This is a genomic window from Duganella sp. OV510, from assembly GCF_900100205.1.
GTDB lineage: Bacteria > Pseudomonadota > Gammaproteobacteria > Burkholderiales > Burkholderiaceae_D > Rugamonas.
This window is the reverse complement of the sequence record NZ_FNEQ01000002.1, coordinates 313,870-339,698: the sequence shown is the minus strand read 5'-3', so window position 1 is coordinate 339,698 and position 25,829 is coordinate 313,870. Positions and strand designations below refer to the sequence as shown.

The following is a 25,829-nucleotide window of genomic DNA, read 5'->3' as shown; positions in this document are numbered from 1 at the left end:
CGATATCGGCATGGCTGGCGGCGGTTTATTCATAGCTGTGGCATGGCGCATTCCCTTAGACTTTCCGATGTCTAAAACCGTTGCAGGACTTCCATGAATGTAGCCACTACTGTCACCTCCACGCCCGGCATCATGTTGCTGCGGGTGGGACAGGCCGGTTGTGCACTGCGATGGGATGCTATGCGGCAATGTTGGCGCTGGCCGGACCCCTCAGGCAGCCAACTATACGCCTGGCCGGCGCCTCCAGCGATGCCTAGTGGCTTGCGTATGTTGGAAAGCGCACGCGTGATGGCATGCTGCGCATCCGGGCGTTTGCTGCTGGGACTGGGTAAGCGGCTGGGCATGGTTGACCTGCCGCAGCCGGGCCAGCCGAGCCGACCGTTGCAGGCCCAGGTATTGATTACCGTCGACGCCGCCGAGCCGCGCACCAGCATCAGCGACGGCTGCGCCGACCGCCATGGCAATTTCGTCTTCGGCACCGCCAACACGGCGCAGGACCAGCGGCCGATCGGCAGCTTTTACCAGTATTCACAGCGCCACGGCCTGCGCCGGCTGGCGCTGCCGGCGGTGGTCAAGGCCGCCAGCATCGCCCTCAGTCCGGACGGCCGCCGCCTGTATTGTGCCGACGCCGCCGCTGGCGCCATCCTGCAATGCGACTATGACGCCGAACGCGCCAAGGTCAGCAACACGACAACGTTTACCGATCTGTTGGAACCAGGCGCCGGCGCCGCCATCGCGGACAGCCAGGGCAATATCTGGAGCGTGCAGGGCGGCGTACTGGTGCAGTACGACAGCGCTGGCCAGGTCCAGCAGCAGATCGCGCTGGCGCGCGAAGCGGCCGCGTCAGTGGCGTTTGGCGGCGAGGGACTGGCGCAATTGCTGGTGCTGGGCGAGCAGGGCGGCCTGTATGGCTTGCCGCCGGATCTGGCGCGCGGCCTGGCGCCCGGTGTCGCGGATGGCTTGTTTATTGACAGCGGTAGCGCTTCCACGGCGCCTTCGCACGCATAGCGGTGATTGACGCTGGTTCAGCCCGCATTTATGATGGGCAATCAAACCAATCAACAATATGACTGATTCCCGCTCGGACCGCTTTGTTCGCTCCCACCTGAAAACCCGCCACCTGGTCCTGCTGGTCGAACTGGGCCGGCATGGTTCCATCGCGCACGCGGCGCAAGCCGCCAACCTGACGCAGCCTGGCGCCTCCAAATTGCTGGGGGAGCTGGAGCACGCGCTCGGGGTGCAGCTGTTCGAGCGCCTGTCGCGCGGCGTGTCGCCGACCTGGTATGGCAAGGTGCTGATACGCCGCGCCGGCGCTGCGCTGGCGGAGATGGACGCGGCGCATCAGGAGGTGATGGAGCTGCTGTCCGGTCTGCGCGGCCGCGTTGGTCTGGGCACCGTGCTGGCGCCGGCCACCGGCCTGGTGCCGAAGGCCATCAAGCTGCTGAAGCAGCGTCACGCGCGCGTGCATGTCGCAGTGAATATGTCGACCAGCAAGGTGCTGGTCGAGCGCCTGCGCGGCGGCGAGCTGGATCTGGTGGTCGGCCGCATCCTCGATACCGAGGCGGCTGATGAACTGAATTTCGAGCCGCTGACCGACGAGCCGCATTTGCTGATCGCGCGTGCCAGCCATCCGCTGATGTCGCGCACCAATCTCAAGCTGGACGACCTGATGGACCAGTGCTGGATACTGCCGCCGGCCGGCTCGATCCTGCGCGACCGCCTGACCGCGCTGTTCCTGTCGCACGGACTGGAGCAGCCGCCGGAAACCGTGGAGACGCTGGACATGCCGGTGGTCGCCAGCCTGCTGCTGAATGACGACATGATCGTCGCGCTGCCGGCCGAAGCGGTGCAGCCCTATCTGGATGCCGGGCTGCTGAAGATACTGCCGTTCGACCTCGGCGTCAGCATGGATTCCTTCGGCATTGTGACGCGTAAGCGACATCAGTTGTCGCCCGGCGCCGACGCCATGCTGCTGGCGCTGCGCGACGCTGCAGCCAGCATCTATCCTCACTATCGCGCGCCAACGCAGGGCTGACTTGCAGGCTGATATACGAACTTGGTATGGCCTGCGTTAAATAAGCTATTGGTTGGAAAATCAACGTTTCGTTAGCATCCAGCGTATCCGTCCACATCCTCAACAGAGACGGGACTAATACAAACACTGGAGATGCACAATGAAACATAAAAAAATGAGCTGGCTGATTGCCACGCTCTTCACTTCGCCGCTTCTGGTCCAGGAAGCATTCGCACAGCAGGCAGCCGCACCAGCAGCCACCGACGAAATCCAGCAAGTGAACGTGACCGGTATCCGCGCCTCCGTGCGCAACGCGCTGGCGGCGAAGGAAGCGTCGAACAGCATCGTGGAAGTCGTATCGTCGGAAGACATCGGCAAGCTGCCGGATACCACCATTGCCGAATCGCTGGCGCGCCTGCCGGGCCTGTCGTCAGGCCTGGATCGCGGCAACGCCTCGCAGATCGTCGCCCGTGGCATGGGCCCGCGCTTCATCGGCGCGACGCTGAACGGCCGTGAGCTGGCATCGTCGGAGCCTAACCGCGCCGTGCGTTTCGAGCAGTTCCCGTCGGAGTCGATCAGCGGCGCGACCGTGTATAAAACGCAGAACGCCGACCTGGTGGAAGGCGGCGTCGCCACCACCATCGACCTGCAAACGGTATCGCCACTGCGCTACAACGGCCGCCAGATCAATCTGAAAGCCGACGCGCTGTACTACCCGATCTCGAAAGACATTCCTGGCGCCGACAAGACTGCGCCACGCGTGGGCGGCATTTATATCGACCAGTTCCTGAACAAGACGCTGGGCGCGGCAATCGCCTTCAGCTACCAGGACCAGCCATCGGTGCAGAAGAACGTGCGCCACTGGGGCTTTGACGAAAGCGCCGCCACCAACCGCACGCCCTGGGGCTTCCAGGATGACGTGCGCCGTGGCGACAACAAGCGTAGCAGCGTGCTGGGTAAAGTCGAGTGGAAACCGAACAGCGATGTGCTGATCACCGCCGACACCTACTACGCGCAGACCAAGATCGATGAAGACCAGTTGCAGCACTGGACCGAAGGCTTGGCCAATTTTGGCAACTACACCAACGTCAACCTGATCGATGGCTACGTTGCCGGCGCCACCGCCGACTGGACCAAGGTAGTCAACAACCACTCGCGCTGGAAGCAGGATGCCAGCGTGGCCGCCACCGGTTTGAATGGCAAGTTCACCGCAGGCGACTGGAAAGTGGAAACCGACCTGTCGACTTCGCACGCGCTGCGCAGTAGCCAGTGGATCGATGTGCGCCAATGGAGCAACGACTACACCAAGACCACCTGGAACTTCACCGGCAACGAGAACCAGTCCTATAGCTTCGGCATGGACACCGGCAATCCAGCCAACTTCAGTGCCGCCACGCTGTATGTCGACACTGACGGCCACGTGAAGGATCTGTTGAACGCCGTGTCGGTCAGCGCTGCCCGTCCGATCGACAACAGCATCGTCAGCCGCCTGAAGATCGGTATCCGCGCCACCGACCGCGAGAAGAGCTACCGCCAGACCACCTGGGATATGGGCTCGCAGGCGATTCCAACGTCGGCCTTCGAGACCGTCAAGGTGGACGGCTTCCCTGCCTACGTCGGCCTGAAAGACTTCGACGGCACCATCGCGTCGGTCTACGGCGCCAATGCCACCAACCCGACCGGCCGCGTGCAGACCTTTAACGACCTGCTGTCCGGCTGGAAGGTCAAGGAGCGCAGCACCTCGGCTTATGTACAGGGCGACCTGGATGGCGAAGCCTTCGGCAAAACCTATCGCGGCAATGTCGGCGTGCGCCTGGTGCACACCAGGACCGACAGCTACGGCATGCAGTCGATTGGCGGCGCCACGCCTGCGCCGGTGGAAGGCGGCACCTCGTACACCGAGATCCTGCCTAGCCTGAACCTGATCTTCAACCTGGACGAAGCACAGGAACACCAGCTGCGTTTCAGCCTGGCGCGCGCCATGTCGCGTCCTCCGCTGGACGAGTTGCGTGCCTCGCGTTCGCTGAGCCTGGCGGGCACCGGCCAGCCGCAGACCGGCAGCGCCGGTAATCCAGACCTGAAGCCGATGATGGCCAACCAGCTGGACCTGGCTTACCAATGGTACTTCGCCAAAGGTTCGCTGCTGTCGGCCGGCCTGTTCTACAAACAGGTACAGCGTTACATTGCCATCACCCAGAGCGAGAACATCACCCGTTCGGTGAACGGCGAAGGCGGCAATATCCGTGGCCTGGAACTGGCCTACCAGCAGCAATTCACCTCGCTGCCGGCGCCGTTCGATGGCCTGGGCATCGCCAGCAACTACGCTTACACCAACAGCTCGATCCGTGAACAGGTGCCAGTCGGTAATCCGTTCCCGGTCGAGGGCCTGATGAAGCACAACGGCGGCATCACCCTGTGGTACGAGAAGGCAGGCTACGAAGCGCGCCTGTCGGCCAACTACCACAGCGAATTCGTGCGCAACCCGACCTGGAGCGCCGGCCAGCTGCTGGTCAACGACGCCGAAACCTATGTGACGCTGAACCTGGCCAAGCAACTGACGCCTAACATCCAGCTGCGCTTCGGCATCGACAACCTGACCAACCAGAAGGCTGTCTACACCAGCGCCAACAATCCGCTGCAACAGGAAGTGACCGAGTTCGGCCGCCGCTACAACCTGGGCCTGTCCTTCAAGCTGTAAAGCGCGCTGAAAAGTTTTTATCGTGGTTTTGCGGAGCGGTGCGTGATGGCGCTGCTCCGCTTTTTTTATCAGGGAGACTGATTTGAAAATAAGATTATTCGCCACCATCCTGCTGATGCTGGCCTGCACGCTCAACGCCCAGGCGGCCACGCGTGAGCGCCTGTCGCTGGATCGGGGCTGGCTGTTCCACCAGGGCGATCTCGTCGAACCGCCTATCGTCGGCCACGAGGAATCCTATAGCAACGCCAAAGCCGGCAACGCCAGCGGCGCCGCCGGCAATGAATACGACGATTCGGACTGGCGCCGCCTCAACCTGCCGCACGACTGGGCGGTGGAAGGCCCGTTCGATCCGAAGGCCAATGTGTCGCAGGGCTACCGTCCGCGCGGCATCGGCTGGTATCGCCGCTACCTGAAAGTCGATCCGGCCGATCGCGGCAAGCACTTCGAATTGCAGTTCGACGCCATCGCCACCCACGCCACCGTCTGGGTCAACGGCAATGTGGTCAACCGCAACTGGTCCGGCTACAACGCCAGCTATATCGACATCACGCCTTACCTGCGCTACGGCGATTCGCTGAACACCATCGCCATCCGCGTTGATGCGGAAGCGATGGAAGGCTGGTGGTATGAAGGCGCCGGCATTTACCGCCACAGCTGGCTGGTGAAGCGCAGCCCGGTGCACGTGATCACCGATGGCGTGCACGCCACGCCGCGCCAGGTGAAAGGCAAGCAGTGGAGCATTCCGGTTGAAATCACGCTGAACAACAGCGGCAAGACTGCCGGCGATGTACTGGTGGAAGTGACCGTGTACGACCCGTCGGGCAAGCAGGTAGCCAGGCGTACCGAGCGCGCCAACATCAACGTGCTGGCCACCAGCGCCGTCAAGCTGCCGGTTACCATCAACGATCCGGCCCTGTGGTCGATCGAGAAGACCAATCTGTATCGCGTGACCACGCGCGTGCTGCAAGCCGGCAAGGTGGTGGACGAGACTTCGCTGCACACCGGCTTCCGCACCATCCACTTTGATGCCGCCAAGGGCTTCTTCCTGAATGGCGTGCACGTCAAGCTGCAAGGCGTATGTATTCACCAGGACCACGCCGGTGTTGGCGTGGCGGTGCCGATCTCGGTGTGGGAATACCGCCTGCGCCGCCTGAAGGAAATGGGCGTCAACGCCATCCGCTTCTCGCACAACGCCGTGGCTTCGGAGGTGCTGGACATGGTGGACCGCATGGGATTTGTCGTCATGGACGAGAACCGCAACTTCAATCCATCGCCGGATTACATGAAACAGCTGGAGTGGATGGTCAAGCGCGACCGTCACCATCCTGGCATCGTCCTGTGGTCGGTGTTTAACGAAGAGCCGGTGCAGGCCAGCGAAGTCGGTTACGAGATGGTGCGCCGCATGGCGGCAGTGGTGAAGGCCCTGGATGATACCCGCCCGGTCACCGCTGCGATGAACGGTGGCTTCCTGACCGAGCTGAATGTCTCGCACGCGGTGGACGTGGTGGGCTCCAACTACCAGGTGCCGGATTACGACCGCTATCACAAGGCCAATCCGAACAAGCCGTTCACCAGCTCGGAAGATACCTCCGCCTTCATGACGCGCGGCGAGTACAAGACGGTCAAAGAGAAGAACATCATCGCCAGCTACGACGATGACGCCGCACAGTGGGGCAACACCCACCGCGATGCCTGGCAGGCGATCGACACCCGCCCGTTTGTCGCCGGCGGTTTCGTCTGGACCGGTTTTGATTATCGCGGTGAGCCGACGCCAAACGACTGGCCTTCGGTCAGCTCGGTGTTCGGCATCATGGACCTGAACGGCTTTGCCAAGACCGCGTACTACATCCACCAGGTACAGTGGATCAAGAACAAGCCGCTGATCCACATCGCGCCGCACTGGAACTGGAAGCAGGGCGAGAATGTGCGCGTGATGGTGATGGCGAATGTCGAAATCATCAAGCTGCTGCTGAACGGCCGTGAACTGGGCGAGCAGAAGGTTGATCCCTACCGCATGAATAACTTCAACGTCGCTTTCGAGCCGGGCAAGCTGGAAGCCATCGGCTACCAGGGCGGCAAGGAAGTGGTGCGCACGGCGGTGGAGACCACCGGCGAGGCGGTATCGCTGGAGCTGGTGCCGGATCGCGGGCAACTGACCGGCGACGGCTTCGACGCACTGCCGATCACCGTGCGTGCGCTGGACGCGCAAGGCCGCGCCGTGCCGCTGGCGCAGAATGAAGTGACCTTCGCCGTGACTGGCGGCGGCCGCTCCATTGGCCATGGCAATGGCGATCCGAATTCGCACGAGGACGAAAAGGGCGCCACCCGCCGTCTGTTCAACGGCCTGGCGCAGCTGATCGTGCAGACCAGCTACGAGGCAAGCGATGACATTACCGTCAGCGCCACCGCTGCCGGCCTGAACGCCGCGCGCGTGACGATTCCGGTCAAGCGCGTGGCCGCCGTGCCGTATGTGGAACTGGCCGATGCGCCGCTGACCTTTGTGCGCAGCTGGCGTATTGCGCCGGATGGCGATGCGCGTCCCGATCCGAACCAGAAGCTGGCCGGTTTCGACATGAATACCTGGGGCTGGGGCTCGCCGCCAATGCGCGCGGCCGCCGGCAGCAAGTATCACCTGTACCGCGCCAGCTTCACGCCGCGCAAGAACCTGGCTGACGGCACGGGCCTGATCCGCTTTGCGGCGATCAAGGGCAAGGCGGAAATCTGGCTGAACGGCCAGTTGATCGGCAAGAAGGACAGCTACGCCGCCGCGCCGCTGGACGTCAGGCTGCCAGCCGGTGCCAGCAAGCGGGAGATCAATGTGCTGATCGAGGCGGAGGCCGGGCAGGGTAGCGGGATCGAAGGCAACGTCACCATCGAATCGTCGAAGTAGTTGACGATGAGGAAATAAATCGCGGGCTTGCCGCTTGCAAACACGCGATTCGGTTGACGGCATCCCGCGCGCTGCCTATAGTGGCGGGATGATTTCAGAATTCCACGACCTCTCCGACAAAATCGACCAGTTGGCCGAGATGACCGCGCAACTGCGCCGTGAAAACGCACAGCTGCGCCAGGCTAACGCCGCCCTCGTGGTGGAAAATATGGGCTATCAGCGCCGTCTGAGCGAGGCGTCCACGCGGGTCGAGGCTTTGCTGGAACAAATCCCTGCCCTCGACGCCGACACCGAAGAAGAAAAACAGCCTGAAAACGAGGAAGCACGATGATCCAGGTGGACGTAACCATCATGGGCAACAGCTATAAGCTGGCCTGCAAGGAAGACGAGGAAACGGCGCTGCGCAAGGCGGCATCGGTCGTCGACCGGAAAATGTGTTCGATTCGTGACGCCGGCAAGATCAAAGGCAACGACCGTATCGCCGTGATGGCGGCGCTGGCTGTGGCGGCGGAATTCCTGACGGTGAAAGCACCGCAAGGTCCGTTGTCTGACATGTCGCTGCTGGAGGTGCAAACCAGGATCGCCGCCATGCATAAAGTGCTGGACGCCGCGTTGACGCCACAGGAAGCGCTGTTTTAATCAGTTTTTAATTGGATCAGCCCTTCCTTTGCGGCGCACATCGGAGTAAACTAGTCTCACCCTGCAGTGTTCGAGACTTGTCATATATTCCTTGAACCATTTTTTTGCACCGGTTACGGAAATTTGTTCGATGGGCGAGAGCGTCGCTAGTCCGATGAACCCGAAATTGAACTAACTGTGACCACCTGAGCCTTTTGGTTCGGGATGCCGGCAAGACGGCACACGTGGGGCCCTATTCAACTAGAAAGCGGTTGCAAGCATGTGAATGCGCAGCCGCTTTTTTTCGTCTGGAGTATCCGATGCAATATTGGTTGATGAAGTCCGAGCCGGATGAGGTGAGTATCGACGACGTCATGGCGTCGAAGGACCAGACGACAGCGTGGTTTGGCGTGCGCAACTACCAGGCGCGCAATTTCATGCGCGACCAGATGCAAGTTGGTGATGGCGTGCTGTTTTATCACTCCAGCTGCCCGGAGCCCGGCATTGCCGGCCTGGCGGAGATCGTCAGCACTCCTTATCCGGACGCCTCGCAGTTCGACAGCAAAAGCAAATACCACGACGCCAAGGCCACGCAGGAGCAGCCGCGCTGGATTTCGATCGATGTGAAAGGCACGCGCAAAACGCGCCTGCTGTCGCTGGCCGAGATGCGCACCATCCCGGCGCTGGAAGACATGGTGGTGCTGCAGAAGGGCAGCCGCCTGTCCATCACGCCGGTCACACCGGCGCAATGGAAAGCTGTCGTCAAGCTTTTGAAGGAATAAGCGGCGCGCGGCCGCGTTGCTTCACTTTGTAGGCCCACACCAGCATGGCGATGGCGGCGACGATCATTGGCAGCGACAGCACCTGGCCGGAGGTGATCGGCAGGCCCAGCACCGTGGTTTCCCAGTCCGGCGTGCGGAACCACTCGGTGAAGAAACGCGCGCAGCCGTACAGCAGCGTGTAGAACGCGCCGACCGCCAGGCGCGGACGCTCCTTGCGCGAGAACAGCCATAGCAGCACAAACACCAGCAAGCCGTCGATCAGCATCTGGTACAGCGGCGATGGATGACGCAGCCCTTGCAGGAATACCGGGTCCGGATGCAGCGGGTAGCGGATATCCGGCCACAGCATCGCCCATGGCAGCGACTGGTCGCTGACCACGCGGCCCGGCAGCTCGGCGTTGATGAAGTTGCCCATGCGGCCTGCGGCGTAACCCAGCGGCACCAGCGGCGCGATGAAGTCGTAGACATCGAGGATGTTGCGGCCGACCTTGCGCGCCCACAGCGACATCGCCACCAGCACGCCGATAAAGCCGCCATGGAACGACATGCCGCCATGCCATACCTTGAAGATCTCGATCGGATCGGCGAAGTATTTGGCCGGCTCGTAGAACAGCACCTCACCCAGACGGCCGCCGATGATGACGCCCATCATGCCGTAGAACAGCATGTCGTCCAGATCCTCCTTCTTCCACTGCTGCGCGGCGATGTGCGGCTGCTTGATGCGCACGCGGCCCAGCGCGATGAATAGCGCAAAAGCCAGTACATACATCAGGCCATACCAGTGGATGGCGACTGGGCCCAGCTGCAGGGCGATCGGATCGGGCATCGGGTGTATCAGCATATGAGGTTCTTTCGTAGTAATTCCAAAAAGCCGTGCAGCACCGGCGAGGTGTTGTCGCGCCGCCAGGCCAGGCCGGTTTCGACCAGTGGCGTGGCATCCGCCAGCGCCCGGTATTCTACCCCGGTCCGCATCAGGTTGGAGACCGACTGCGGCACCAGCGCCATGCCGATGCCGGCCGATACCAGGCTGACAATGGTTTGCATCTGGATCGCTTCCTGGCCGATCTGCGGCGTGATGCCGGCGTCGTGGAATACGGACAGGATGGTGTCGTGCAGCGCCGGCGAGATCGTGCGCGGGAAGATGATCAGTGGCAGCGGCGGCAGGGCGGACAAGGCCAGCTTGCCTTTCTTCTTCAGCGCCGGCAGGCCGGAGGGCAGCGCCAGCACCAGCGCTTCGTTCAGCACCGGCAGGTAGTCGAGCGTCTCGCGCGCCTTGTCAGGCAATGGCGGGATCAGCAGGCCGGCGTCGATGCGCTTGTGCAGCAGGTCGTCCAGCTGCAAATCCGACGTGGCCTCCTGCAGTGTGATCTGTACTTGCGGATAGGCGGCGCGGTAGGCGCGCAGGAAGGGCGGCAGTACGCTGTAATCGGCCGAGGAGACGAAGGCCAGCGTCAGCCGGCCCACTTCGCCGCTGGCGGCGCGTTGCACCAGTTGCGGCAGTTCCTGCGCCTGCGCCAGCATCCGCCGCGCCTCCGGCAGCAGTGCGGCGCCGGCCGGCGTCAGCGCGACGCCACGGCGGTTGCGGTCGAACAGCGCCGCGCCCAGTTCTTCCTCCAGCGCCTGGATGGTTTGCGACAGCGGCGGCTGCGTCATGTGCAAGCGTAGCGCGGCCTTGCCGAAGTGGAGTTCTTCGGCGACGGTGACGAAGTAGCGCAGCTGTCGTAATTCCATGTGGTTAGCCCTCTGTGATATTTTATACGACTCACCGAGGCGTGAATCATATATTTGACACTAGGGTAGGGACGTCGCAAACTATGATACTAAGCCAGCATAGTTAAGCTCGCCTTAGCAGTCGAGCAACACCAGGAGAAAGCATCATGCCGCAATACCGTTCCCGCACCACCACCCACGGCCGCAACATGGCCGGCGCCCGCGCCCTGTGGCGCGCCACTGGCATGAAAGACGGCGATTTCGACAAGCCGATCGTTGCCGTGGTCAATTCCTTTACCCAGTTCGTGCCGGGCCACGTGCACCTGAAGGACCTGGGCCAGCTGGTCGCGCGCGAGATTGAAAAAGCCGGCGGCGTGGCGAAAGAATTCAATACCATCGCGGTCGATGACGGCATCGCCATGGGCCACGGCGGCATGCTGTACTCGCTGCCGTCGCGCGACCTGATCGCCGACTCGGTCGAGTACATGGTCAACGCCCACTGTGCCGATGCGATGGTGTGCATCTCCAACTGCGACAAGATCACGCCGGGCATGCTGATGGCTGCGATGCGCCTGAACATTCCGGTGATCTTTGTTTCCGGCGGCCCGATGGAAGCCGGCAAGGTGGTCAAGGTCGTCAATGGCGGCCAGAAGATCATCAAGCTGGATCTGGTGGATGCGATGATCAAGGCTGGCGACACCACCGTCAGCGATGCCGATGTGGCGGAGATCGAGCGTTCGGCCTGTCCGACCTGCGGTTCGTGCTCGGGCATGTTCACCGCCAACTCGATGAACTGCCTGACCGAGGCGCTGGGCCTGTCGCTGCCGGGTAATGGCACCATCGTCGCCACCCACGCCGACCGCGAACAACTGTTCCTGCGCGCCGGCCGCCTGATCGTTGAACTGGCCAAGCGCCACTACGAGCAGGACGACTACACCATTCTGCCGCGTTCCATTGCCACCAAGGCGACCTGGGAAAATGCGATGGCGCTGGACGTGTCGATGGGCGGTTCGACCAACACCGTGCTGCACCTGCTGGCGGCCGCGCACGAAGCAGGCGTGGATTTCACCATGGCCGATATCGACCGCATCTCGCGCAACGTGCCATGCCTGTGCAAGGTGGCGCCAATGACCGACAAGTTCCATATCGAAGACGTGCACCGCGCCGGCGGCATCATCTCGATCCTCGGCGAACTGGCGCGCGCCGGTTTGCTGGATACCTCCCGTCCTACGATCCACGCGCCAACGCTGGCCGACGCCATCGAACGCAACGACATCAAGCGTAGCGACGATCCGGCCGTACACAAGCTGTTCAGCGCCGCGCCGGGCGGTGTGCCGACGCAGGTGGCCTTCTCGCAGTCGGAGCGATTTGCGTCGCTGGATCTGGACCGCAGCACCGGCTGCATCCGCGACAAGGAACACGCTTACTCGCAGGATGGCGGCCTTGCTGTCTTGTACGGCAACCTTGCGGAGAAGGGCTGCATCGTCAAGACTGCTGGCGTGGACGAGAGCATCCTGAAGTTCAGCGGCAAGGCGCGCGTGTTTGAATCGCAGGACGCGGCGGTTGAAGCGATCCTCGGCGATACCGTGCATGCCGGCGACGTGGTCATCATCCGCTACGAAGGCCCGAAAGGCGGCCCTGGCATGCAGGAGATGCTGTACCCGACTTCGTACATCAAGTCGAAGGGCCTGGGCAAGGCATGCGCGCTGTTCACCGATGGGCGTTTCTCGGGTGGTTCGTCGGGGCTGGTGATTGGTCATGCGTCGCCGGAAGCAGCGGAGGGCGGTGCCATCGGCCTGGTGGAAGAGGGCGATATGATCGATATCGACATCCCTAACCGCAGCATCGCCCTGCGCGTTACTGATGCGGAGCTGGCGGCGCGCCGCGCAGCGATGGAAGCCAAGGGTGCCGATGCGTGGCAGCCGGTCAACCGCGACCGCTACGTCTCGCAAGCGCTGCAAGCCTACGCCGCGCTGACCACCTCCGCTGATCGCGGCGCGGTGCGCGACCTGTCGCAGCTGAAGCGCTGATTATTTCTTGTCGAAGGTCTGCTTGACGCGTTCCTTGCGGCGTTTTTCGTCTTCGTTATGGGCTTTGCGCTTGTCAAAGCCCAGCATCGGTTCGAGGAATTCAAACCACAGGAACGCTATCACCATCAGGGCGCCGATCGCCCACCATGACAGCTCGGCAAACTTCCACACTTCAAAGTAGCGCAGCGCAACCAGCGCAACGATCAACAGGATCAGCGGCATGATGTTCTCCTTTGGCGTTATCTTACCTCACGTAGTCAACCTTTAACTTGACTTAAGCGTTAAATGCATAAGGGCAAAACGCGGTAGAATGCCCAAGCAGCATTTAGTCGCATTTACCTGGAGAACAGACAATGAAACGCAATTTGATGATGGTTGGTGTTGTAGTCGCCTCGGCCTTCGCCTCGCAAGCCGCCATGGCGGACGCAGGCTCGGATCTGGCCAAGGCAAAAAATTGCATGGCTTGCCACGCCGTTGCCACCAAGCTGGTCGGTCCTGCCTACAAGGACGTGGCCGCCAAATATGCTGGCCAGAAAGACGCTGAAGCGAAACTGGTCACCAAAGTGATGAAGGGCGGTTCGGGCACCTGGGGCGCGATCCCGATGCCGGCCAATCCACAGGTGAGCGAGGCCGAGGCCAAGACGCTGGTGAAATGGGTATTGGCACAGAAATGACCTGTGCGCTGGCTTGAAAAAAGCCCCGTCGGCACTGAGCGCGATCTTGAGCGCGTTCAGGCTGACGGGGCTTTTTCATTAGTGGATCACTTCGATCTTGGTCTTCTTGCCGTCCTTGTAGGTGAACAAGGTTAGCGCGCCGTCCTTGATGTCGCCCTTGGCGTCAAACGTGATCAGGCCGGTCACGCCCTGATACTTGATCTTCTGCAGGAAGGGCAGGTACTTGGCCGGCTGAGAGGACTTGGCTTCCTGCATCGCGGTGGCCAGCGTCATGACCGCGTCGTACACATACGGCGAGTAGATCTGCACATCGGCGTTGTACTTCTTCTTGTAGCGGGCGACGAAGTCGTCCATGCCCTTCTGCTGCTCGGCGCTGACGCCGCCGGCTTCCGCGCAGGTGACGATGCCGTTGGCGTTGGCTGCACCGGCCAGCTTAGGCATCGATTCGGTGCAGATGCCGTCGCCGCCCATGTACTTGGCGTTGATGCCCAGCGCTTTCATCTGGCGCAGCAGCGGGCCGCCGACCGAATCCATGCCACCGAAGAACACCAGGTCCGGATTCTTGGCCTTGATCTTGGTCAGGATGGCGTTGAAGTCGGTGGCCTTGTCGTTGGTGAATTCCTTGGCGACGATCTGCACGCCTGGCGAGGCTTTCTTGGCGCCCTTGACGAACTCGTCCGCCACGCCCTGGCCGTAGGCGGTGCGGTCGTCGATCACCGCGATATTTTTGGCGCCCAGTTTGCTGATGGCGTAGCTGCCCAGCGAACCGCCGAGCTTGGCGTCATTGGCGACCACGCGGAAGGCCGACTTGAAGCCTTGTTGCGTGTACTTGGTCTGGGTGGTGGCTGGCGAAATTTGCGGGATGCCGGCGTCGTGGTAAATCTTGGAGGCAGGGATGGAGGTGCCGGAGTTCAGGTGGCCGATCACGCCGTTGACCTTGGCGTCGACCAGCTTCTGCGCGACCGCCGTGCCTTGCTTCGGATCGCTGCCGTCGTCTTCCAGTTGCAGCACAAATTTGACCGGTTTGCCGTCGATGGTGAAGCCCTTGGCGTTCAAATCTTCCACCGCCATCTTGGCGCCATTTTCGTTGTCCTTGCCCAGGTGCGCCGATGGACCGGAGACGGGGCCGACGTGGCCGATCTTGATCACTTCTTGCGCGCCGGCGCTGCCGGCAAACGCCAGGGCCAGGGCCAGAGGAATGAATTTGAACCGCATGTGCCATCTCCAAAAGTTATATGCAAGGCCACCAAGGTACAACAAAAAAATCGCCGCGCAAAGCGGCAAACAGGTGGTTTTGAACTTTTTTGGAGCGTTTCCCTGATTTGATGCAAGGCTGCTTCAGGAGAGTGCGGTCCGTGCACACGATGGGTGCGCGGACCGGGGGGGGGCTTACTTCTTCTGCGCTTGCAGATGGGTGAGTTCCTGCGTGACGGCGCGCGAGACGATCTTCTCGATCGTGTCATGCAGGCCGATGCGGATTTCGTTGGTCAGGTCATGCAGCGCGTGGCTCAGCACTTCAGCCATGCTGTCCTTGATGCGCTGCTCCAGCACGAAGTCGACGCGCGATTGCAGCTGGTGCATGATGCGCACCGACAGGCGGTGCTCCATGACCGCCCATTCGGCGTCGGTCCAGCCGTCGATGGCCTCGGCTTCGAGCTGGGCGGCGGCGGCGAGCGGCGGCGGTGGCGCTCCTTCGTCGCCCAGCGGTTCCGCCTTCAATACTTCGGTCAGTACAGGGATGCTTGCGTCAAACGATGCTTGGCTCATGATTTACCTGCGACAAAGTGGGTAAGTGGATAGTCTTGCTGCTTGTATGCGACGTAACGCTTGCGGCCGGCAGCCGCATCATCTTCTTCAGAAGAAATCACTTCGATCATGCGCGCAAACTGCGTCATCTGCGAGGGTGCGCGGCGCGACAGATTAACCAATAATTCTTTGTGCGTGTGTGGTAATTCCGCCTCATCATTGTCCGTCAGCAGGATCGGCGTGTGCGCCGCCAGCGCATCGTCCGCCAACACGTGCGGCAGGAAGTCGGTGGCGGAAAAAGTCCACATCGCCGCGTCAAGTTCCGCCAGTTGCGCCGCATCGTCGGTCATCAGCACCACGCGGTTGTTGGCGGCCCAGGCCTTGCGCACGAGGCGGCAGGCGTAGGCTACTTTGTCCGGGACATTGGTGTGGAAGTCGATGCGTGTCATGGTAAATCCAGTGTAGGCGAAAACGCCGGAAACCGCTGGCATCGATGTTGCTACCGAACGGTTCCCGGCGTCGGGAGAAGTGTGACTTGTTACGCGGCCATGCCGCTGTGGCGCAGCAATGCGTCGATGCTCGGCTCGCGGCCGCGGAAGGCGGTGAACGATTCCAGCGCCGGACGCGAACCGCCGACCGACAGGATTTCCGCCAGGTAGCGTTTGCCGGTTTCCGACACGGCGGCCGGGCCCAGCTTTTGCGCTTCCTCGAAGGCGGCATAGGCGTCGGCCGACAATACCTCTGCCCACTTGTAGCTGTAGTAGCCCGCTGCGTAGCCGCCGGCGAAGATGTGGCCGAACGAGTTCTGGAAGCGGTTGAACGATGGCGGTATCACCAGCGAGAACTGGCGGCGCACGTCGTCGATCAGCTGCTGCACGGTCTGGCCGGTGCTGGCGTCGTAGTCGTAGTGCAAGTGCATGTCCAGCAGCGAGAACTCGACCTGGCGCAGCGTTTGCAGGCCGGACTGGAAGTTCTTGGCGGCCAGCATCTTGTCGTACAGCGCGCGTGGCAGCGGCTCGCCGGTGACGGCGTGCGAGGTCATGTGCTGCAGCACTTCCCATTCCCAGCAGAAGTTTTCCATGAACTGCGATGGCAGCTCGACCGCGTCCCATTCAACGCCGGAGATGCCGGATACGCCCAGCTCGTCCACCTGCGTCAGCATGTGGTGCAGGCCGTGGCCGAACTCGTGGAACAGCGTGATCACTTCATCGTGGGTGAACAGCGATGGCCTGGTGACACCGTCCTCCACTGCAGGTTCGGTGAAATTGCAGGTCAGGTAGGCGACTGGCGTTTGTACCTCAGTTGCGTCACCCCTGGCATCGGCGCGGCGGCCACGGGCGTCGTCCATCCAGGCGCCGCCGGACTTGCCGGGACGGGCGTACAAATCCAAATAGAACTGGCCGATCAGCTTGCCGTCGCGTTCGATGCGGAAGAAGCGCACGTCCTTGTGCCATACCGGGGCGTCGTCCGGCTTGATCTCGACGTTGAACAGGTTCTGGATCTGGCGGAACAGGCCGTCGACCACTTTGTGTTCAGGGAAGTATTGCTTCACTTCCTGTGCCGAGAAGGCGTAGCGCGCTTCCTGCAGTTTTTCGGAGGCGTAGGCAATGTCCCAGGCTTTCAGGTCATCGATGCCAAGTTCGTCCTCGGCGAAGTTGCGCAGCTCTTCCAGGTCTTTCTCGGCGAACGGGCGGGCGCGCTTGGCCAGGTCCTCAAGGAAGGCGATCACTTCGTCTGGCGACTTGGCCATCTTCGGCACCAGCGAAACTTCGGCGAAGTTGTTATAGCCGAGCAGCTTGGCTTCTTCGTCGCGCAGCTTGAGCAGGGTGACAATGTTGTGCGTGTTGTCCCAGTCTTCCTTCTTGCTGAACACCTCGCCTTGCTCGGAAGCTTTGGTGGCGTTGGCACGGTAGATGGTTTCGCGCAGTTCGCGCTTGTCGGCGAATTGCAGGATGGGGTAGTAGGACGGGAAGTGCAGCGAGAATTCCCAGCCTTGTTTTTCGGCTTTCTCGGCGGCGGCGCGGGCGGCGGCCTTGACGTCGTCCGGCAGACCGGCCAGGTCGGCTTCATCGGTCACCAGCAGCTTGTAGTCATTGGTGGCGTCCAGCACGTTTTCCGAGAAGCGCGTGGAGGTCATCGCGTGTTCTTCCTGGATGGCGGCAAAGCGCAGCTTTTTATCTTCCGGCAGCTCGGCACCGCCCATGCGGAAGTCGCGGATGGCGTTTTCAATGATGCGCTTGCGGGCTGGCGACAGCGTGTCGAATTCGGCCGAGGCGCGCAGGGCCTTGTATTTGGCGAACAGCGCTTCGTTCTGGCTGACTTCGGTCCAGAATTCGGTCAGTTTCGGTTGGTTCTCGTTGTAGACGGCGCGCAGTTCGGGCGTGTCCACCACGTTGTTCAGATGACTGACGATGCCCCAGGCGCGGCCCAGCAGCTCGGTGACGTTTTCCAGCGGGGTGACGAAGCTGTCCCAGCTGACGTTGTCGGATGGCGCTTGCAGCTGCTCGACCACGGCGCGGCTTTTGGCCAGCAACTGGTCGATGGCCGGCGTGACGTGCTCCGGTTGGATGGCGTCAAAACGCGGCAGGCCTCTGAAGTCGAGCAGGGGATTTTTGTCAGTCATCTTGTGGTCCTATAAGGTTATGCGGTGCGCTCGGCCGCTTCCACCGTGTTCATCAGCAGCATGGTGATGGTCATCGGGCCCACGCCGCCTGGGACGGGCGTGATGTGCGATGCCACTTCCTTGATGCCGTCGAAGTCGACGTCGCCGCACAGCTTGCCCTCGTCGTTACGGTTGATGCCGACGTCGATCACGATCGCGCCCGGCTTGACCATATCAGCAGTCAGGGTATTGCGGCGGCCGGTTGCGGCCACGACCACGTCCGCCTGGCGGGTGTACACGCCGATGTCCGGGGTCGCACTATGGCAGATGGTGACGGTGGCGTTGGCTTGCAAGAGCAGCAGCGCCATTGGTTTGCCGACCGTGTTGGAACGGCCGATCACCACCGCATGCTTGCCGCGCAGGTCCACGCCGGTGCTTTCGATCAGTTTCATGCAGCCATACGGCGTGCATGGACGGAAACCTTCCAGGCCGGTCATCAGCTCGCCCGCGCTCAGCACCGCATAGCCGTCCACGTCCTTCTTGACCGAAATCGCTTCGATGACCTTGTGCGGATCAATGTGCTTCGGCAGCGGCATCTGCACCAGGATGCCGTGGATCGCCGGATCGGCGTTCAACTCGGCAATACGGGCCAGCAGCGCGGCTTCGCTCAGCTCGGCAGGGTACTGGTCCTTCAGCGAGTAGAAGCCAGCGTCCTCGCACGCCTTGACCTTGTTGCGCACGTACACATGGCTGGCCGGGTCGTCGCCGACGATGATCACGGCCAGGCCCGGCTGCTTGCCGGCGGCGGTGAGTTTTTCAGCACGTGCAGCAATTTCCGCGCGCAGTTTTTTGGAGAGGGCGATTCCGTCGATCAGTTGTGCAGACATGATTTAACCAGGGTGGTAGAGGGAGAACAGCATTATAAGGCCGTCCAGCCCATCCCGCCGCGTTTTCCACATCGGCCGCATGCTGCACTGCACAAGGTTTTCATAGGGAAATTTCACTATACGAAATGCCTTATCGCAATTTGAAAAAGGCAAAATAGGCTGCTAGAATCCCCACACGTCATCAAAGTAATAGTAAATAATCAGCAAACTCTCAACCCGGAAGCCGCATGGTTCGGGGCACAATCTCAACTCAGGAGACTTAATAAATGTCAGCTCAACTTGACCAGGTAACGGCAAACACCGACCCGGATTCGCAAGAAACTAAAGAATGGTTGGATTCCCTGGCCTCTGTGCTGGAACAAGAGGGTCCTGAGCGTGCTCACTACCTGCTGGAGCGTCTGATTGACCTGGCCCGCCAAAGCGGCTCGGACATCCCGTTCTCGGCGAATACCGCTTACGTCAACACGATTCCATTGTCGCAGGAGCAACACTGCCCAGGCAATCTGGAATACGAAGAAAAACTGCGCTCGTGGATGCGCTGGAACGCCATGGCGATGGTGGTCAAGGCCAACCGCGTGGACGGCGACCTGGGTGGTCACCTGTCCTCGTTCGCCTCGCTGGCCAACATGCTGGGCATCGGCTTCAACCACTTCTGGAAAGCGCCAAGCGAAAACCACGGCGGCGACCTGCTGTACATCCAGGGCCACTCGTCGCCTGGCGTCTACGCACGCGCCTTCCTGGAAGGCCGCCTGAGCGAAGACCAGCTGCTGCACTTCCGTCGCGAAGTTGACGGTGGCGGCCTGTCGTCGTACCCGCACCCGAAACTGATGCCGAACTTCTGGCAGTTCCCGACCGTGTCGATGGGCCTGGGCCCGCTGATGGCCATCTATCAGGCGCGCTTCCTGAAGTACCTGCACGCACGCTCGATCGCCGACACCACCGACCGCAAGGTCTGGGCATTCTGCGGCGATGGCGAGATGGACGAGCCGGAATCGCTGGGCGCGATCGGCATGGCCGCACGCGAGAAGCTGGACAACCTGGTCATCGTGGTCAACTGCAACCTGCAACGCCTGGACGGTCCGGTACGCGGCAACGGCAAGATCATCCAGGAACTGGAAGGCGAATTCCGTGGCGCCGGCTGGAACGTGGTCAAGGTCATCTGGGGCCCAGGCTGGGACGCGCTGCTGCAACAGGATAAAGAAGGCATCCTGCGCAAAGTGATGATGGAAACCGTCGACGGCGAATACCAGAACTACAAGGCCAAAGACGGCGCGTACGTGCGCAAGCACTTCTTCGGCAAGCATCCGAAGCTGCTGGAGATGGTTGCCAACATGACCGACGACGACATCTGGCGCCTGACCCGTGGCGGTCACGATCCGCACAAGATCTACGCTGCGTTCAAGGTCGCACAGGAACACAAAGGCCAACCGACCGTGCTGCTGGTGAAAACCATCAAGGGCTTCGGCATGGGCAAGCACGGCGAAGCACGCAACACCGCGCACAACACCAAGAAACTGACCGACGAAGCCGTGCGCGAAATGCGCGACCGCTACTCGATCCCGATTCCGGACGATCAACTGGCCGATATCCCGTTCTACAAGCCAGCCGATGACGCGCCTGAGATCAAGTACCTGCACGAGCGCCGCGCCGCGCTGGGCGGCTACCTGCCGGCCCGTCGCCAGCAGGCTGACGAGAAGCTGACCGTGCCGCCACTGACGGCATTCCAGAACGTGCTGGACGCCACCGCCGAAGGCCGCGAAGTGTCGTCGACCCAGGCTTACGTGCGTATCCTGACCACGCTGCTGAAAGACCAGAGCGTCGGCCCGCGTATCGTGCCAGTGCTGGTCGATGAATCGCGTACCTTCGGTATGGAAGGCCTGTTCCGCCAGGTCGGTATCTTCAACCAGCAAGGCCAGTTGTACGAGCCGGTCGACAAGGACCAGGTGATGTACTACCGCGAAGACAAGGCCGGCCAGATTCTGCAGGAAGGTATCAATGAAGCGGGTGGCATGAGCTCGTGGATCGCTGCGGCGACTTCGTACTCGACCAACAACCGCGTGATGATCCCGTTCTATACCTACTACTCGATGTTCGGTATGCAGCGTATCGGCGATCTGGTGTGGGCTGCTGCCGACATGCGCGCCCGTGGCTTCCTGATGGGCGGCACCGCCGGCCGTACCACGCTGAACGGCGAAGGCCTGCAGCACGAAGATGGTCATAGCCATCTGTTCGCAGCCGCTGTGCCAAACTGCATGCCGTACGACCCGACCTTCGGTCACGAGCTGGCAGTCATCATCCAGGACGGTATGCGCCGCATGGTGGAAGAACAGGAAGACGTGTTCTACTACATCACCATCATGAACGAGAACTATCCGCACCCGGGCATCAAGCCAGGCCAGGAAGAGGGCATCCTGAAGGGCATGTACCTACTGCAAGAGGGCGACAAGAAAGCCAAGCAGCGCGTGCAGCTGATCGGTTCCGGCACCATCCTGCGCGAATCGATCTTCGCCCAGGAACTGCTGCTGAACGATTGGGGCATCGCTGCCGACGTGTGGTCCGCTCCGTCGCTGACGCTGGTAGCGCGCGACGGCCAGGACGCCGAGCGCTGGAACCTGGTCAATCCTACCCAGCCACAGCGCGTGCCTTACGTCGCTCAGCTGCTGAAGGACACCAAGGGCCCGATCGTCGCGACCACCGACTACATGCGTGCGTTTGCTGAGCAGATCCGCGCTTTCATTCCGAAAGACCGCACCTACCGCGTGCTGGGTACCGATGGCTTCGGCCGTTCGGACAGCCGCGCCAAGCTGCGCGAGTTCTTTGAGGTGAACCGTTACTACATCACGGTTGCCGCACTGAAGTCGCTGTCGGAAGAAGGCAAGATCGATGTGAAGATCGTGGAACAGGCGATCGCCAAGTACAACCTCGATCCGAACAAACCAAATCCGGTGACCCAATAATCCGCTTAGAAAAAATACGGAGCAAACGCTATGAGCATTGTGGAAGTTAAAGTCCCGGATATCGGCGATTTCAAGGAAGTTGAGATCATCGAGGTGATGGTCAAGGTCGGCGACACCATCAAGGTGGACCAGTCGCTGATCACCGTTGAATCGGATAAGGCCAGCATGGAGATCCCTTCGTCCGCCGCCGGCGTGGTGAAAGAGATCAAGGTGAAGGTTGGTGAGAAGGTTGCCATGGGTTCGCTGGTGCTGCTGGTGGAGGCTGACGGCGCTGCTGCTGCCCCTGCTGCTGCCCCGGCCGCCGCTGCACCGGCGCCTGCGCCAGCCGCTGTATCTGCACCTGCCGCTGCGCCAGCTGCCTCGGTCGGCCCGGTTGAAATCAAGGTGCCGGACATCGGCGACTTCAAGGAAGTGGAAGTCATCGAAGTCATGGTCAAGGTGGGCGACACCATCAAGGTCGACCAGTCGCTGCTGACCGTTGAATCGGACAAGGCTTCGATGGAGATTCCATCGTCGCACGCCGGCGTGGTCAAGGAAGTCAAAGTCAAGGTTGGCGACAAGGTTGCCATGGGCTCGATCGTGTTCGTGGTTGAAGCTACCGGTGGTCCGGTGAGCGCTGCTGCCGCACCGGCATCGGCTGCGCCATCGCCAGCCACTGCTGCCGCACCGGCGCCTGCGCCTGCCGCAGCACCGTCGCCAGCGCCTGCCGCTGCTGCGCCGGCTGCCTCGCAAGGCTCGGTCCAAACCGGCAAGCTGGCGCACGCTTCGCCATCGATCCGCAAGTTCGCCCGCGAACTGGGCGTGGATCTGGGCAAAGTGCCAGGCTCCGGTGCGAAAGGCCGCATCACCCAGATCGACGTGCAGAACTACGTCAAGGGCGTGATCGCCGGCACCGTCGCCTCGCCAGCTGCTGCTGGTGGCGCGGTCGGTGGCGGCGGCAACTTCAGCGTGCTGCCATGGCCGTCGCTGGACTTCAGCAAATTCGGTGAAACCGAACTGCTGCCGCTGTCGCGCATCAAGAAGATCTCCGGTCCTAACCTGCACCGCAACTGGGTGCAGATCCCGCACGTCACGCAATTCGATGACGCGGACATCACCGACCTGGAAGCCTTCCGCGTTGAATCCAACGCCGCTACCGCCAAGAACAAGGACGCGACCAAGCTGACCATGCTGGCCTTCGTCATCAAGGCATCGGTGGCCGCGCTGAAGAAATTCCCGACCTTCAATTCGTCGCTGGACGCGAAGGGCGAGAACCTGATACTGAAGAAGTACTACAACATTGGCTTCGCGGCGGATACGCCAAACGGCCTGGTGGTGCCAGTGATCAAAAACGCCGACCAGAAATCGGTGACGCAGATCGCCAAGGAAATGACCGAGCTGTCGCTGCAAGCACGCGAAGGCAAGCTGAAACCGGCCGACATGCAGGGCGCGACCTTCACCATTTCGTCGCTGGGCGGTATCGGCGGCACGCACTTCACGCCGATCGTGAATGCGCCGGAAGTGGCGATCCTGGGCCTGTCCAAGGCATCGCTGAAGCCGGTCTGGGATGGCAAGGCCTTCCAGCCTCGCCTGCTGATGGGTACTTCGCTGTCCTACGATCACCGCGTGGTCGATGGCGCGATGGGTGCCCGCTTCTCCGTGTATCTGAGCGAAGTGCTCGGCGACATGCGCAAAATTCTGCTGTAAGGAGCTACGATGAGCACAGAAGTGAAAGTGCCGAATATCGGCGACTTCGCAGAAGTAGAAGTGATCGAGGTGATGGTCAAGGTGGGCGATACGATCAAGGTCGATCAGTCGCTGATTACCGTTGAATCGGACAAGGCCAGCATGGAAATCCCGTCGTCGCATAGCGGTGTGGTGAAGGAAGTGCGCGTCAAGGTTGGCGACAAGGTCAAGGAAGGCGTGGCGCTGCTGGTGGTGGAAGCCACCGACGGAGCCGCCGCCGCTCCTGCCGCTGCCGCGCCGGCGCCTGCTGCTTCGGCGTCCGCCGCCGCAGCGCCGGCACCCGCTGCGGCTCCAGCCGCACCGATCGCCGCGCCAGCCGGTAGCAGCTACACCGGCCAGGTCGACATCGACTGCGACATGATGGTGCTGGGCTCCGGCCCTGGCGGCTACTCGGCTGCCTTCCGCGCGTCCGACCTGGGCCTGAACACGGTGCTGGTGGAGCGCTACGATGTGCTGGGCGGCGTCTGCCTGAACGTCGGCTGCATCCCGTCGAAAGCGCTGCTGCACGTGGCTGCTGTGATCGACGAGACCTCGCACATGGCCAAGACCGGGGTGACCTTCGCCAAGCCGACCATCGACATCGACCAGGTGCGCAAGCACAAGGAAAGCGTCATCAAGAACATGACCAACGGTCTGGCCGGCATGGCCAAGGCGCGCAAGACGCAAGTGGTCACCGGCGTCGGCCAGTTCCTGAGCGCTAACCACATCGAAGTCACCGCCAATGATGGCTCGAAAAAAGTGGTGCAGTTCAAGCAGGCGATCATCGCTGCTGGTTCGTCGGTGGTAAAGCTGCCGTTCGTGCCGGAAGATCCGCGCATCGTCGATTCGACCGGCGCGCTGGAACTGCGCCAGATCCCGAAACGCATGCTGGTCATCGGCGGCGGTATCATCGGCCTGGAAATGGCGACTGTCTACTCGACTTTCGGCGCGCGCATCGACGTGGTCGAAATGATGGACGGCCTGATGCAAGGCGCGGATCGCGATGCGGTCAAGGTCTGGCAGAAGTACAACGAAGCGCGCTTCGACAACATCATGACCAAGACCAAAACCGTTGGCGTTGAAGCGCTGCCGGAAGGTATCAAGGTTACGTTTGAAGCCGCAGAAGCCGGCGCGCCAGCGCCTGCGCCGCAGGTCTACGATCTGGTGCTGGTGGCCGTCGGCCGCAGCCCGAACGGCAAGAAGATCGCTGCCGACAAGGCTGGCGTGATCGTCACCGATCGCGGCTTCATCCCGGTCGACAGCCAGATGCGCACCAACGTGCCTAACATCTTCGCCATCGGCGACCTGGTGGGCCAGCCGATGCTGGCGCACAAGGCGGTGCACGAAGGCCACGTGGCGGCGGAAGCTGCGGCCGGCCAGAAGTCGCACTTCGACGTCAAGGTGATTCCATCGGTGGCGTACACCGATCCGGAAGTGGCGTGGGTCGGCATTACCGAGGACGAAGCCAAAGCCAAGGGCATCAAGATCGAGAAAGGTCACTTCCCTTGGGCGGCGAGCGGCCGCGCTGTGGCCAATGGCCGCGCCGAAGGCTTCACCAAGCTGCTGTTCGATGCTGAGACGCACCGCATCATCGGCGGCACCATGGTCGGCACGCACGCCGGCGACATGATTGGTGAAATCGCGCTGGCGATCGAAATGGGCGCCGACGGCACCGACATCGGCAAGACCATCCACCCGCACCCAACGCTGGGCGAGTCGATCGGCATGGCGGCCGAAGTCTACGAAGGCGTCTGCACCGACCTGCCACCACCGCGCAAGCGCTAAGCAGGTAGTTGTCAGCAAAACCGGGACATGTTCCCGGTTTTTTTACGTCCTCAGCGCAGCACGGTCACCGGTGGCAGCAATCCCAAAGCCGCTACCCGCCGCGCGAACTTGCGATCATCAAAAGACGCCATGCTGTCGCAGTTGCTGTAACTGGCATGATGGAGCGCATCGCCAAACGCAACACCGCTTTTGTACGAGGCTAGTGCGCGAGTAACGGTTTGAGTGTCCTCAATCAGGACATTAGTGCGGCTTAGCAGGTGGTGCAACACAGTAAGGACTTGCGCGCGATCATGTTGATAGTAGCCGCGCAACAACCATTCAAGCTCCAGAATCACGGTCTTGCTGACTGCGAGTTTTTTATCTGATTCGATCAGCCTTTGTGCCAAGGGCCGCTGACGCACAGCCTCCGCGTCGCTCTGATCGATGACGTAGTAGCGCGCTAAAACATTTGTATCGAGTCCGATCATCATTTCAATACTGCTGCTGGATCGAAATCCACAGGGGCCGGAGGGCGATTGCTCTTTAGCATCCCGTAGCCGCTTGAAGGCATGCTAGGCGGGGTGGCATCTATTGCTCCTTGAACTAGCATTTCAAGCTGGCGGCCAAAGATGACGAATTCCACGGAGGCACCCATATGGATGCCTAGTTTTTCGCAGATTTCCTTTGGCACCGTTACGGTGCCGTCTTCGTTGACTGAAGCAGTTGTCATGGCTTCCTCCTACGCGATTCAGC

Annotated in this window: 22 protein-coding genes and 1 other RNA gene; 13 read left to right on the top strand and 10 right to left on the bottom strand. The window is 61.5% G+C overall.

Annotated elements, in window-relative coordinates; genetic code table 11:
* Positions 1-93 precede the first annotated feature (93 nt).
* From BLS51_RS08640 to BLS51_RS08605, 8 genes are all read left to right on the top strand, one after another.
* Complete coding sequence (locus BLS51_RS08640; RefSeq protein WP_229208060.1) at positions 94-1,008, top strand: SMP-30/gluconolactonase/LRE family protein; 915 nt, start codon at positions 94-96, stop codon at positions 1,006-1,008.
* A 58-nt stretch (positions 1,009-1,066) separates the two neighbouring features.
* Positions 1,067-2,035 (top strand): LysR substrate-binding domain-containing protein, encoded by a 969-nt coding sequence (locus tag BLS51_RS08635; RefSeq protein WP_090181580.1) that lies wholly within the window; start codon positions 1,067-1,069, stop codon positions 2,033-2,035.
* A gap of 139 nt (positions 2,036-2,174) precedes the next feature.
* Complete coding sequence (locus BLS51_RS08630; RefSeq protein ID WP_090181583.1) at positions 2,175-4,712, top strand: TonB-dependent receptor; 2,538 nt, start codon at positions 2,175-2,177, stop codon at positions 4,710-4,712.
* Between the two features lie 82 nt (positions 4,713-4,794).
* Complete coding sequence (gene galA / locus BLS51_RS08625) at positions 4,795-7,602, top strand: beta-galactosidase GalA (protein WP_229207508.1); 2,808 nt, start codon at positions 4,795-4,797, stop codon at positions 7,600-7,602.
* Positions 7,603-7,636: 34 nt separating this feature from the next.
* Positions 7,637-7,933: a hypothetical protein gene (locus BLS51_RS08620; RefSeq protein WP_373994322.1), complete on the top strand. Its 297-nt coding sequence runs from the start codon at positions 7,637-7,639 to the stop codon at positions 7,931-7,933.
* Positions 7,930-8,241 (top strand): cell division protein ZapA, encoded by a 312-nt coding sequence (locus BLS51_RS08615; RefSeq protein WP_090181587.1) that lies wholly within the window; start codon positions 7,930-7,932, stop codon positions 8,239-8,241. Before BLS51_RS08620 ends, BLS51_RS08615 begins: the two co-directional genes overlap by 4 nt.
* A gap of 55 nt (positions 8,242-8,296) precedes the next feature.
* A non-coding RNA gene (gene ssrS / locus BLS51_RS08610) (6S RNA) lies at positions 8,297-8,476 on the top strand.
* Between the two features lie 64 nt (positions 8,477-8,540).
* Entirely contained in the window at positions 8,541-9,002 is a 462-nt protein-coding gene (locus BLS51_RS08605; protein WP_090181590.1) for an EVE domain-containing protein, read from the top strand.
* Here BLS51_RS08605 and lgt read toward each other — a convergent pair.
* Positions 8,983-9,843 (bottom strand): prolipoprotein diacylglyceryl transferase, encoded by an 861-nt coding sequence (gene lgt, locus BLS51_RS08600; protein WP_090181592.1) that lies wholly within the window; start codon positions 9,841-9,843, stop codon positions 8,983-8,985. The two genes, BLS51_RS08605 and lgt, sit on opposite strands and share 20 nt — an antisense overlap.
* Positions 9,837-10,733 (bottom strand): LysR family transcriptional regulator, encoded by an 897-nt coding sequence (locus tag BLS51_RS08595; RefSeq protein WP_090181596.1) that lies wholly within the window; start codon positions 10,731-10,733, stop codon positions 9,837-9,839. Before BLS51_RS08595 ends, lgt begins: the two co-directional genes overlap by 7 nt.
* Before the next feature lie 146 nt (positions 10,734-10,879).
* Here BLS51_RS08595 and ilvD point away from each other — a divergent pair, with 146 nt between their 5' ends.
* Complete coding sequence (gene ilvD / locus BLS51_RS08590; RefSeq protein WP_090181598.1) at positions 10,880-12,742, top strand: dihydroxy-acid dehydratase; 1,863 nt, start codon at positions 10,880-10,882, stop codon at positions 12,740-12,742.
* Here ilvD and BLS51_RS08585 read toward each other — a convergent pair whose 3' ends face one another.
* A complete protein-coding gene (locus tag BLS51_RS08585; protein ID WP_090181600.1) occupies positions 12,743-12,964 on the bottom strand; it encodes a TIGR04438 family Trp-rich protein in 222 nt (73 codons plus the stop codon). It abuts the gene before it with no gap.
* Between the two features lie 131 nt (positions 12,965-13,095).
* On the opposite strand from BLS51_RS08585, the gene BLS51_RS08580 reads away from it, so the two are divergent.
* Positions 13,096-13,416: a c-type cytochrome gene (locus BLS51_RS08580; RefSeq protein WP_090181602.1), complete on the top strand. Its 321-nt coding sequence runs from the start codon at positions 13,096-13,098 to the stop codon at positions 13,414-13,416.
* Between the two features lie 78 nt (positions 13,417-13,494).
* On the opposite strand, the gene BLS51_RS08575 is transcribed toward BLS51_RS08580, so the two are convergent.
* From BLS51_RS08575 to folD, 5 genes are all read right to left on the bottom strand, one after another.
* Positions 13,495-14,631 carry a branched-chain amino acid ABC transporter substrate-binding protein gene (locus tag BLS51_RS08575; protein WP_090181604.1) on the bottom strand — a complete coding sequence of 379 codons (1,137 nt, stop codon included), beginning with the start codon at positions 14,629-14,631 and terminating at the stop codon, positions 13,495-13,497.
* Between the two features lie 174 nt (positions 14,632-14,805).
* Positions 14,806-15,183 (bottom strand): hypothetical protein, encoded by a 378-nt coding sequence (locus BLS51_RS08570; protein ID WP_090181606.1) that lies wholly within the window; start codon positions 15,181-15,183, stop codon positions 14,806-14,808.
* Complete coding sequence (locus tag BLS51_RS08565) at positions 15,180-15,611, bottom strand: DNA polymerase III subunit chi (RefSeq protein WP_090181608.1); 432 nt, start codon at positions 15,609-15,611, stop codon at positions 15,180-15,182. Before BLS51_RS08565 ends, BLS51_RS08570 begins: the two co-directional genes overlap by 4 nt.
* An 89-nt stretch (positions 15,612-15,700) precedes the next feature.
* Positions 15,701-17,785 carry a M3 family metallopeptidase gene (locus BLS51_RS08560; RefSeq protein WP_090181610.1) on the bottom strand — a complete coding sequence of 695 codons (2,085 nt, stop codon included), beginning with the start codon at positions 17,783-17,785 and terminating at the stop codon, positions 15,701-15,703.
* 17 nt (positions 17,786-17,802) lie between these two features.
* Positions 17,803-18,651: a bifunctional methylenetetrahydrofolate dehydrogenase/methenyltetrahydrofolate cyclohydrolase FolD gene (gene folD, locus BLS51_RS08555; RefSeq protein WP_090181612.1), complete on the bottom strand. Its 849-nt coding sequence runs from the start codon at positions 18,649-18,651 to the stop codon at positions 17,803-17,805.
* Between the two features lie 266 nt (positions 18,652-18,917).
* On the opposite strand from folD, the gene aceE reads away from it, so the two are divergent.
* The 3 genes from aceE to lpdA are packed head-to-tail and all read left to right on the top strand — an operon-like array spanning position 18,918 to position 25,097.
* The gene (gene aceE / locus BLS51_RS08550; RefSeq protein ID WP_090181613.1) at positions 18,918-21,608 is read left to right on the top strand and encodes a pyruvate dehydrogenase (acetyl-transferring), homodimeric type; all 2,691 of its coding nucleotides are present in this window, start codon (positions 18,918-18,920) and stop codon (positions 21,606-21,608) included.
* A 30-nt stretch (positions 21,609-21,638) separates the two neighbouring features.
* Complete coding sequence (gene aceF, locus BLS51_RS08545; RefSeq protein WP_090181616.1) at positions 21,639-23,294, top strand: dihydrolipoyllysine-residue acetyltransferase; 1,656 nt, start codon at positions 21,639-21,641, stop codon at positions 23,292-23,294.
* 9 nt (positions 23,295-23,303) lie between these two features.
* Positions 23,304-25,097, top strand: a complete 1,794-nt coding sequence (gene lpdA, locus BLS51_RS08540) for a dihydrolipoyl dehydrogenase (RefSeq protein ID WP_090181618.1) — start codon at positions 23,304-23,306, stop codon at positions 25,095-25,097.
* A 50-nt stretch (positions 25,098-25,147) separates the two neighbouring features.
* On the opposite strand, the gene BLS51_RS08535 is transcribed toward lpdA, so the two are convergent.
* Together BLS51_RS08535 and BLS51_RS29255 are read right to left on the bottom strand one after the other, a co-directional pair.
* Positions 25,148-25,567, bottom strand: coding sequence for a type II toxin-antitoxin system VapC family toxin (locus BLS51_RS08535; protein WP_090181621.1), 420 nt, complete (start codon positions 25,565-25,567; stop codon positions 25,148-25,150).
* Positions 25,564-25,806 carry an AbrB/MazE/SpoVT family DNA-binding domain-containing protein gene (locus BLS51_RS29255; RefSeq protein WP_139168673.1) on the bottom strand — a complete coding sequence of 81 codons (243 nt, stop codon included), beginning with the start codon at positions 25,804-25,806 and terminating at the stop codon, positions 25,564-25,566. The genes BLS51_RS08535 and BLS51_RS29255 overlap by 4 nt, the downstream gene beginning before the upstream one ends.
* Between the last annotated feature and the right edge of the window lie 23 nt (positions 25,807-25,829).

Coding starts and splice junctions, on each gene's coding strand:
- BLS51_RS08640 (WP_229208060.1), top strand. CDS start 94: ATGAATGTAGCCACTACTGTCACCTCCACGCCCGGCATCATGTTGCTG.
- BLS51_RS08635 (WP_090181580.1), top strand. CDS start 1,067: ATGACTGATTCCCGCTCGGACCGCTTTGTTCGCTCCCACCTGAAAACC.
- BLS51_RS08630 (WP_090181583.1), top strand. CDS start 2,175: ATGAAACATAAAAAAATGAGCTGGCTGATTGCCACGCTCTTCACTTCG.
- BLS51_RS08615 (WP_090181587.1), top strand. CDS start 7,930: ATGATCCAGGTGGACGTAACCATCATGGGCAACAGCTATAAGCTGGCC.
- BLS51_RS08605 (WP_090181590.1), top strand. CDS start 8,541: ATGCAATATTGGTTGATGAAGTCCGAGCCGGATGAGGTGAGTATCGAC.
- lgt (WP_090181592.1), bottom strand. CDS start 9,843: ATGCTGATACACCCGATGCCCGATCCGATCGCCCTGCAGCTGGGCCCA.
- BLS51_RS08595 (WP_090181596.1), bottom strand. CDS start 10,733: ATGGAATTACGACAGCTGCGCTACTTCGTCACCGTCGCCGAAGAACTC.
- ilvD (WP_090181598.1), top strand. CDS start 10,880: ATGCCGCAATACCGTTCCCGCACCACCACCCACGGCCGCAACATGGCC.
- BLS51_RS08585 (WP_090181600.1), bottom strand. CDS start 12,964: ATGCCGCTGATCCTGTTGATCGTTGCGCTGGTTGCGCTGCGCTACTTT.
- BLS51_RS08580 (WP_090181602.1), top strand. CDS start 13,096: ATGAAACGCAATTTGATGATGGTTGGTGTTGTAGTCGCCTCGGCCTTC.
- BLS51_RS08575 (WP_090181604.1), bottom strand. CDS start 14,631: ATGCGGTTCAAATTCATTCCTCTGGCCCTGGCCCTGGCGTTTGCCGGC.
- BLS51_RS08570 (WP_090181606.1), bottom strand. CDS start 15,183: ATGAGCCAAGCATCGTTTGACGCAAGCATCCCTGTACTGACCGAAGTA.
- BLS51_RS08565 (WP_090181608.1), bottom strand. CDS start 15,611: ATGACACGCATCGACTTCCACACCAATGTCCCGGACAAAGTAGCCTAC.
- BLS51_RS08560 (WP_090181610.1), bottom strand. CDS start 17,785: ATGACTGACAAAAATCCCCTGCTCGACTTCAGAGGCCTGCCGCGTTTT.
- folD (WP_090181612.1), bottom strand. CDS start 18,651: ATGTCTGCACAACTGATCGACGGAATCGCCCTCTCCAAAAAACTGCGC.
- aceE (WP_090181613.1), top strand. CDS start 18,918: ATGTCAGCTCAACTTGACCAGGTAACGGCAAACACCGACCCGGATTCG.
- aceF (WP_090181616.1), top strand. CDS start 21,639: ATGAGCATTGTGGAAGTTAAAGTCCCGGATATCGGCGATTTCAAGGAA.
- lpdA (WP_090181618.1), top strand. CDS start 23,304: ATGAGCACAGAAGTGAAAGTGCCGAATATCGGCGACTTCGCAGAAGTA.
- BLS51_RS08535 (WP_090181621.1), bottom strand. CDS start 25,567: ATGATGATCGGACTCGATACAAATGTTTTAGCGCGCTACTACGTCATC.
- BLS51_RS29255 (WP_139168673.1), bottom strand. CDS start 25,806: ATGACAACTGCTTCAGTCAACGAAGACGGCACCGTAACGGTGCCAAAG.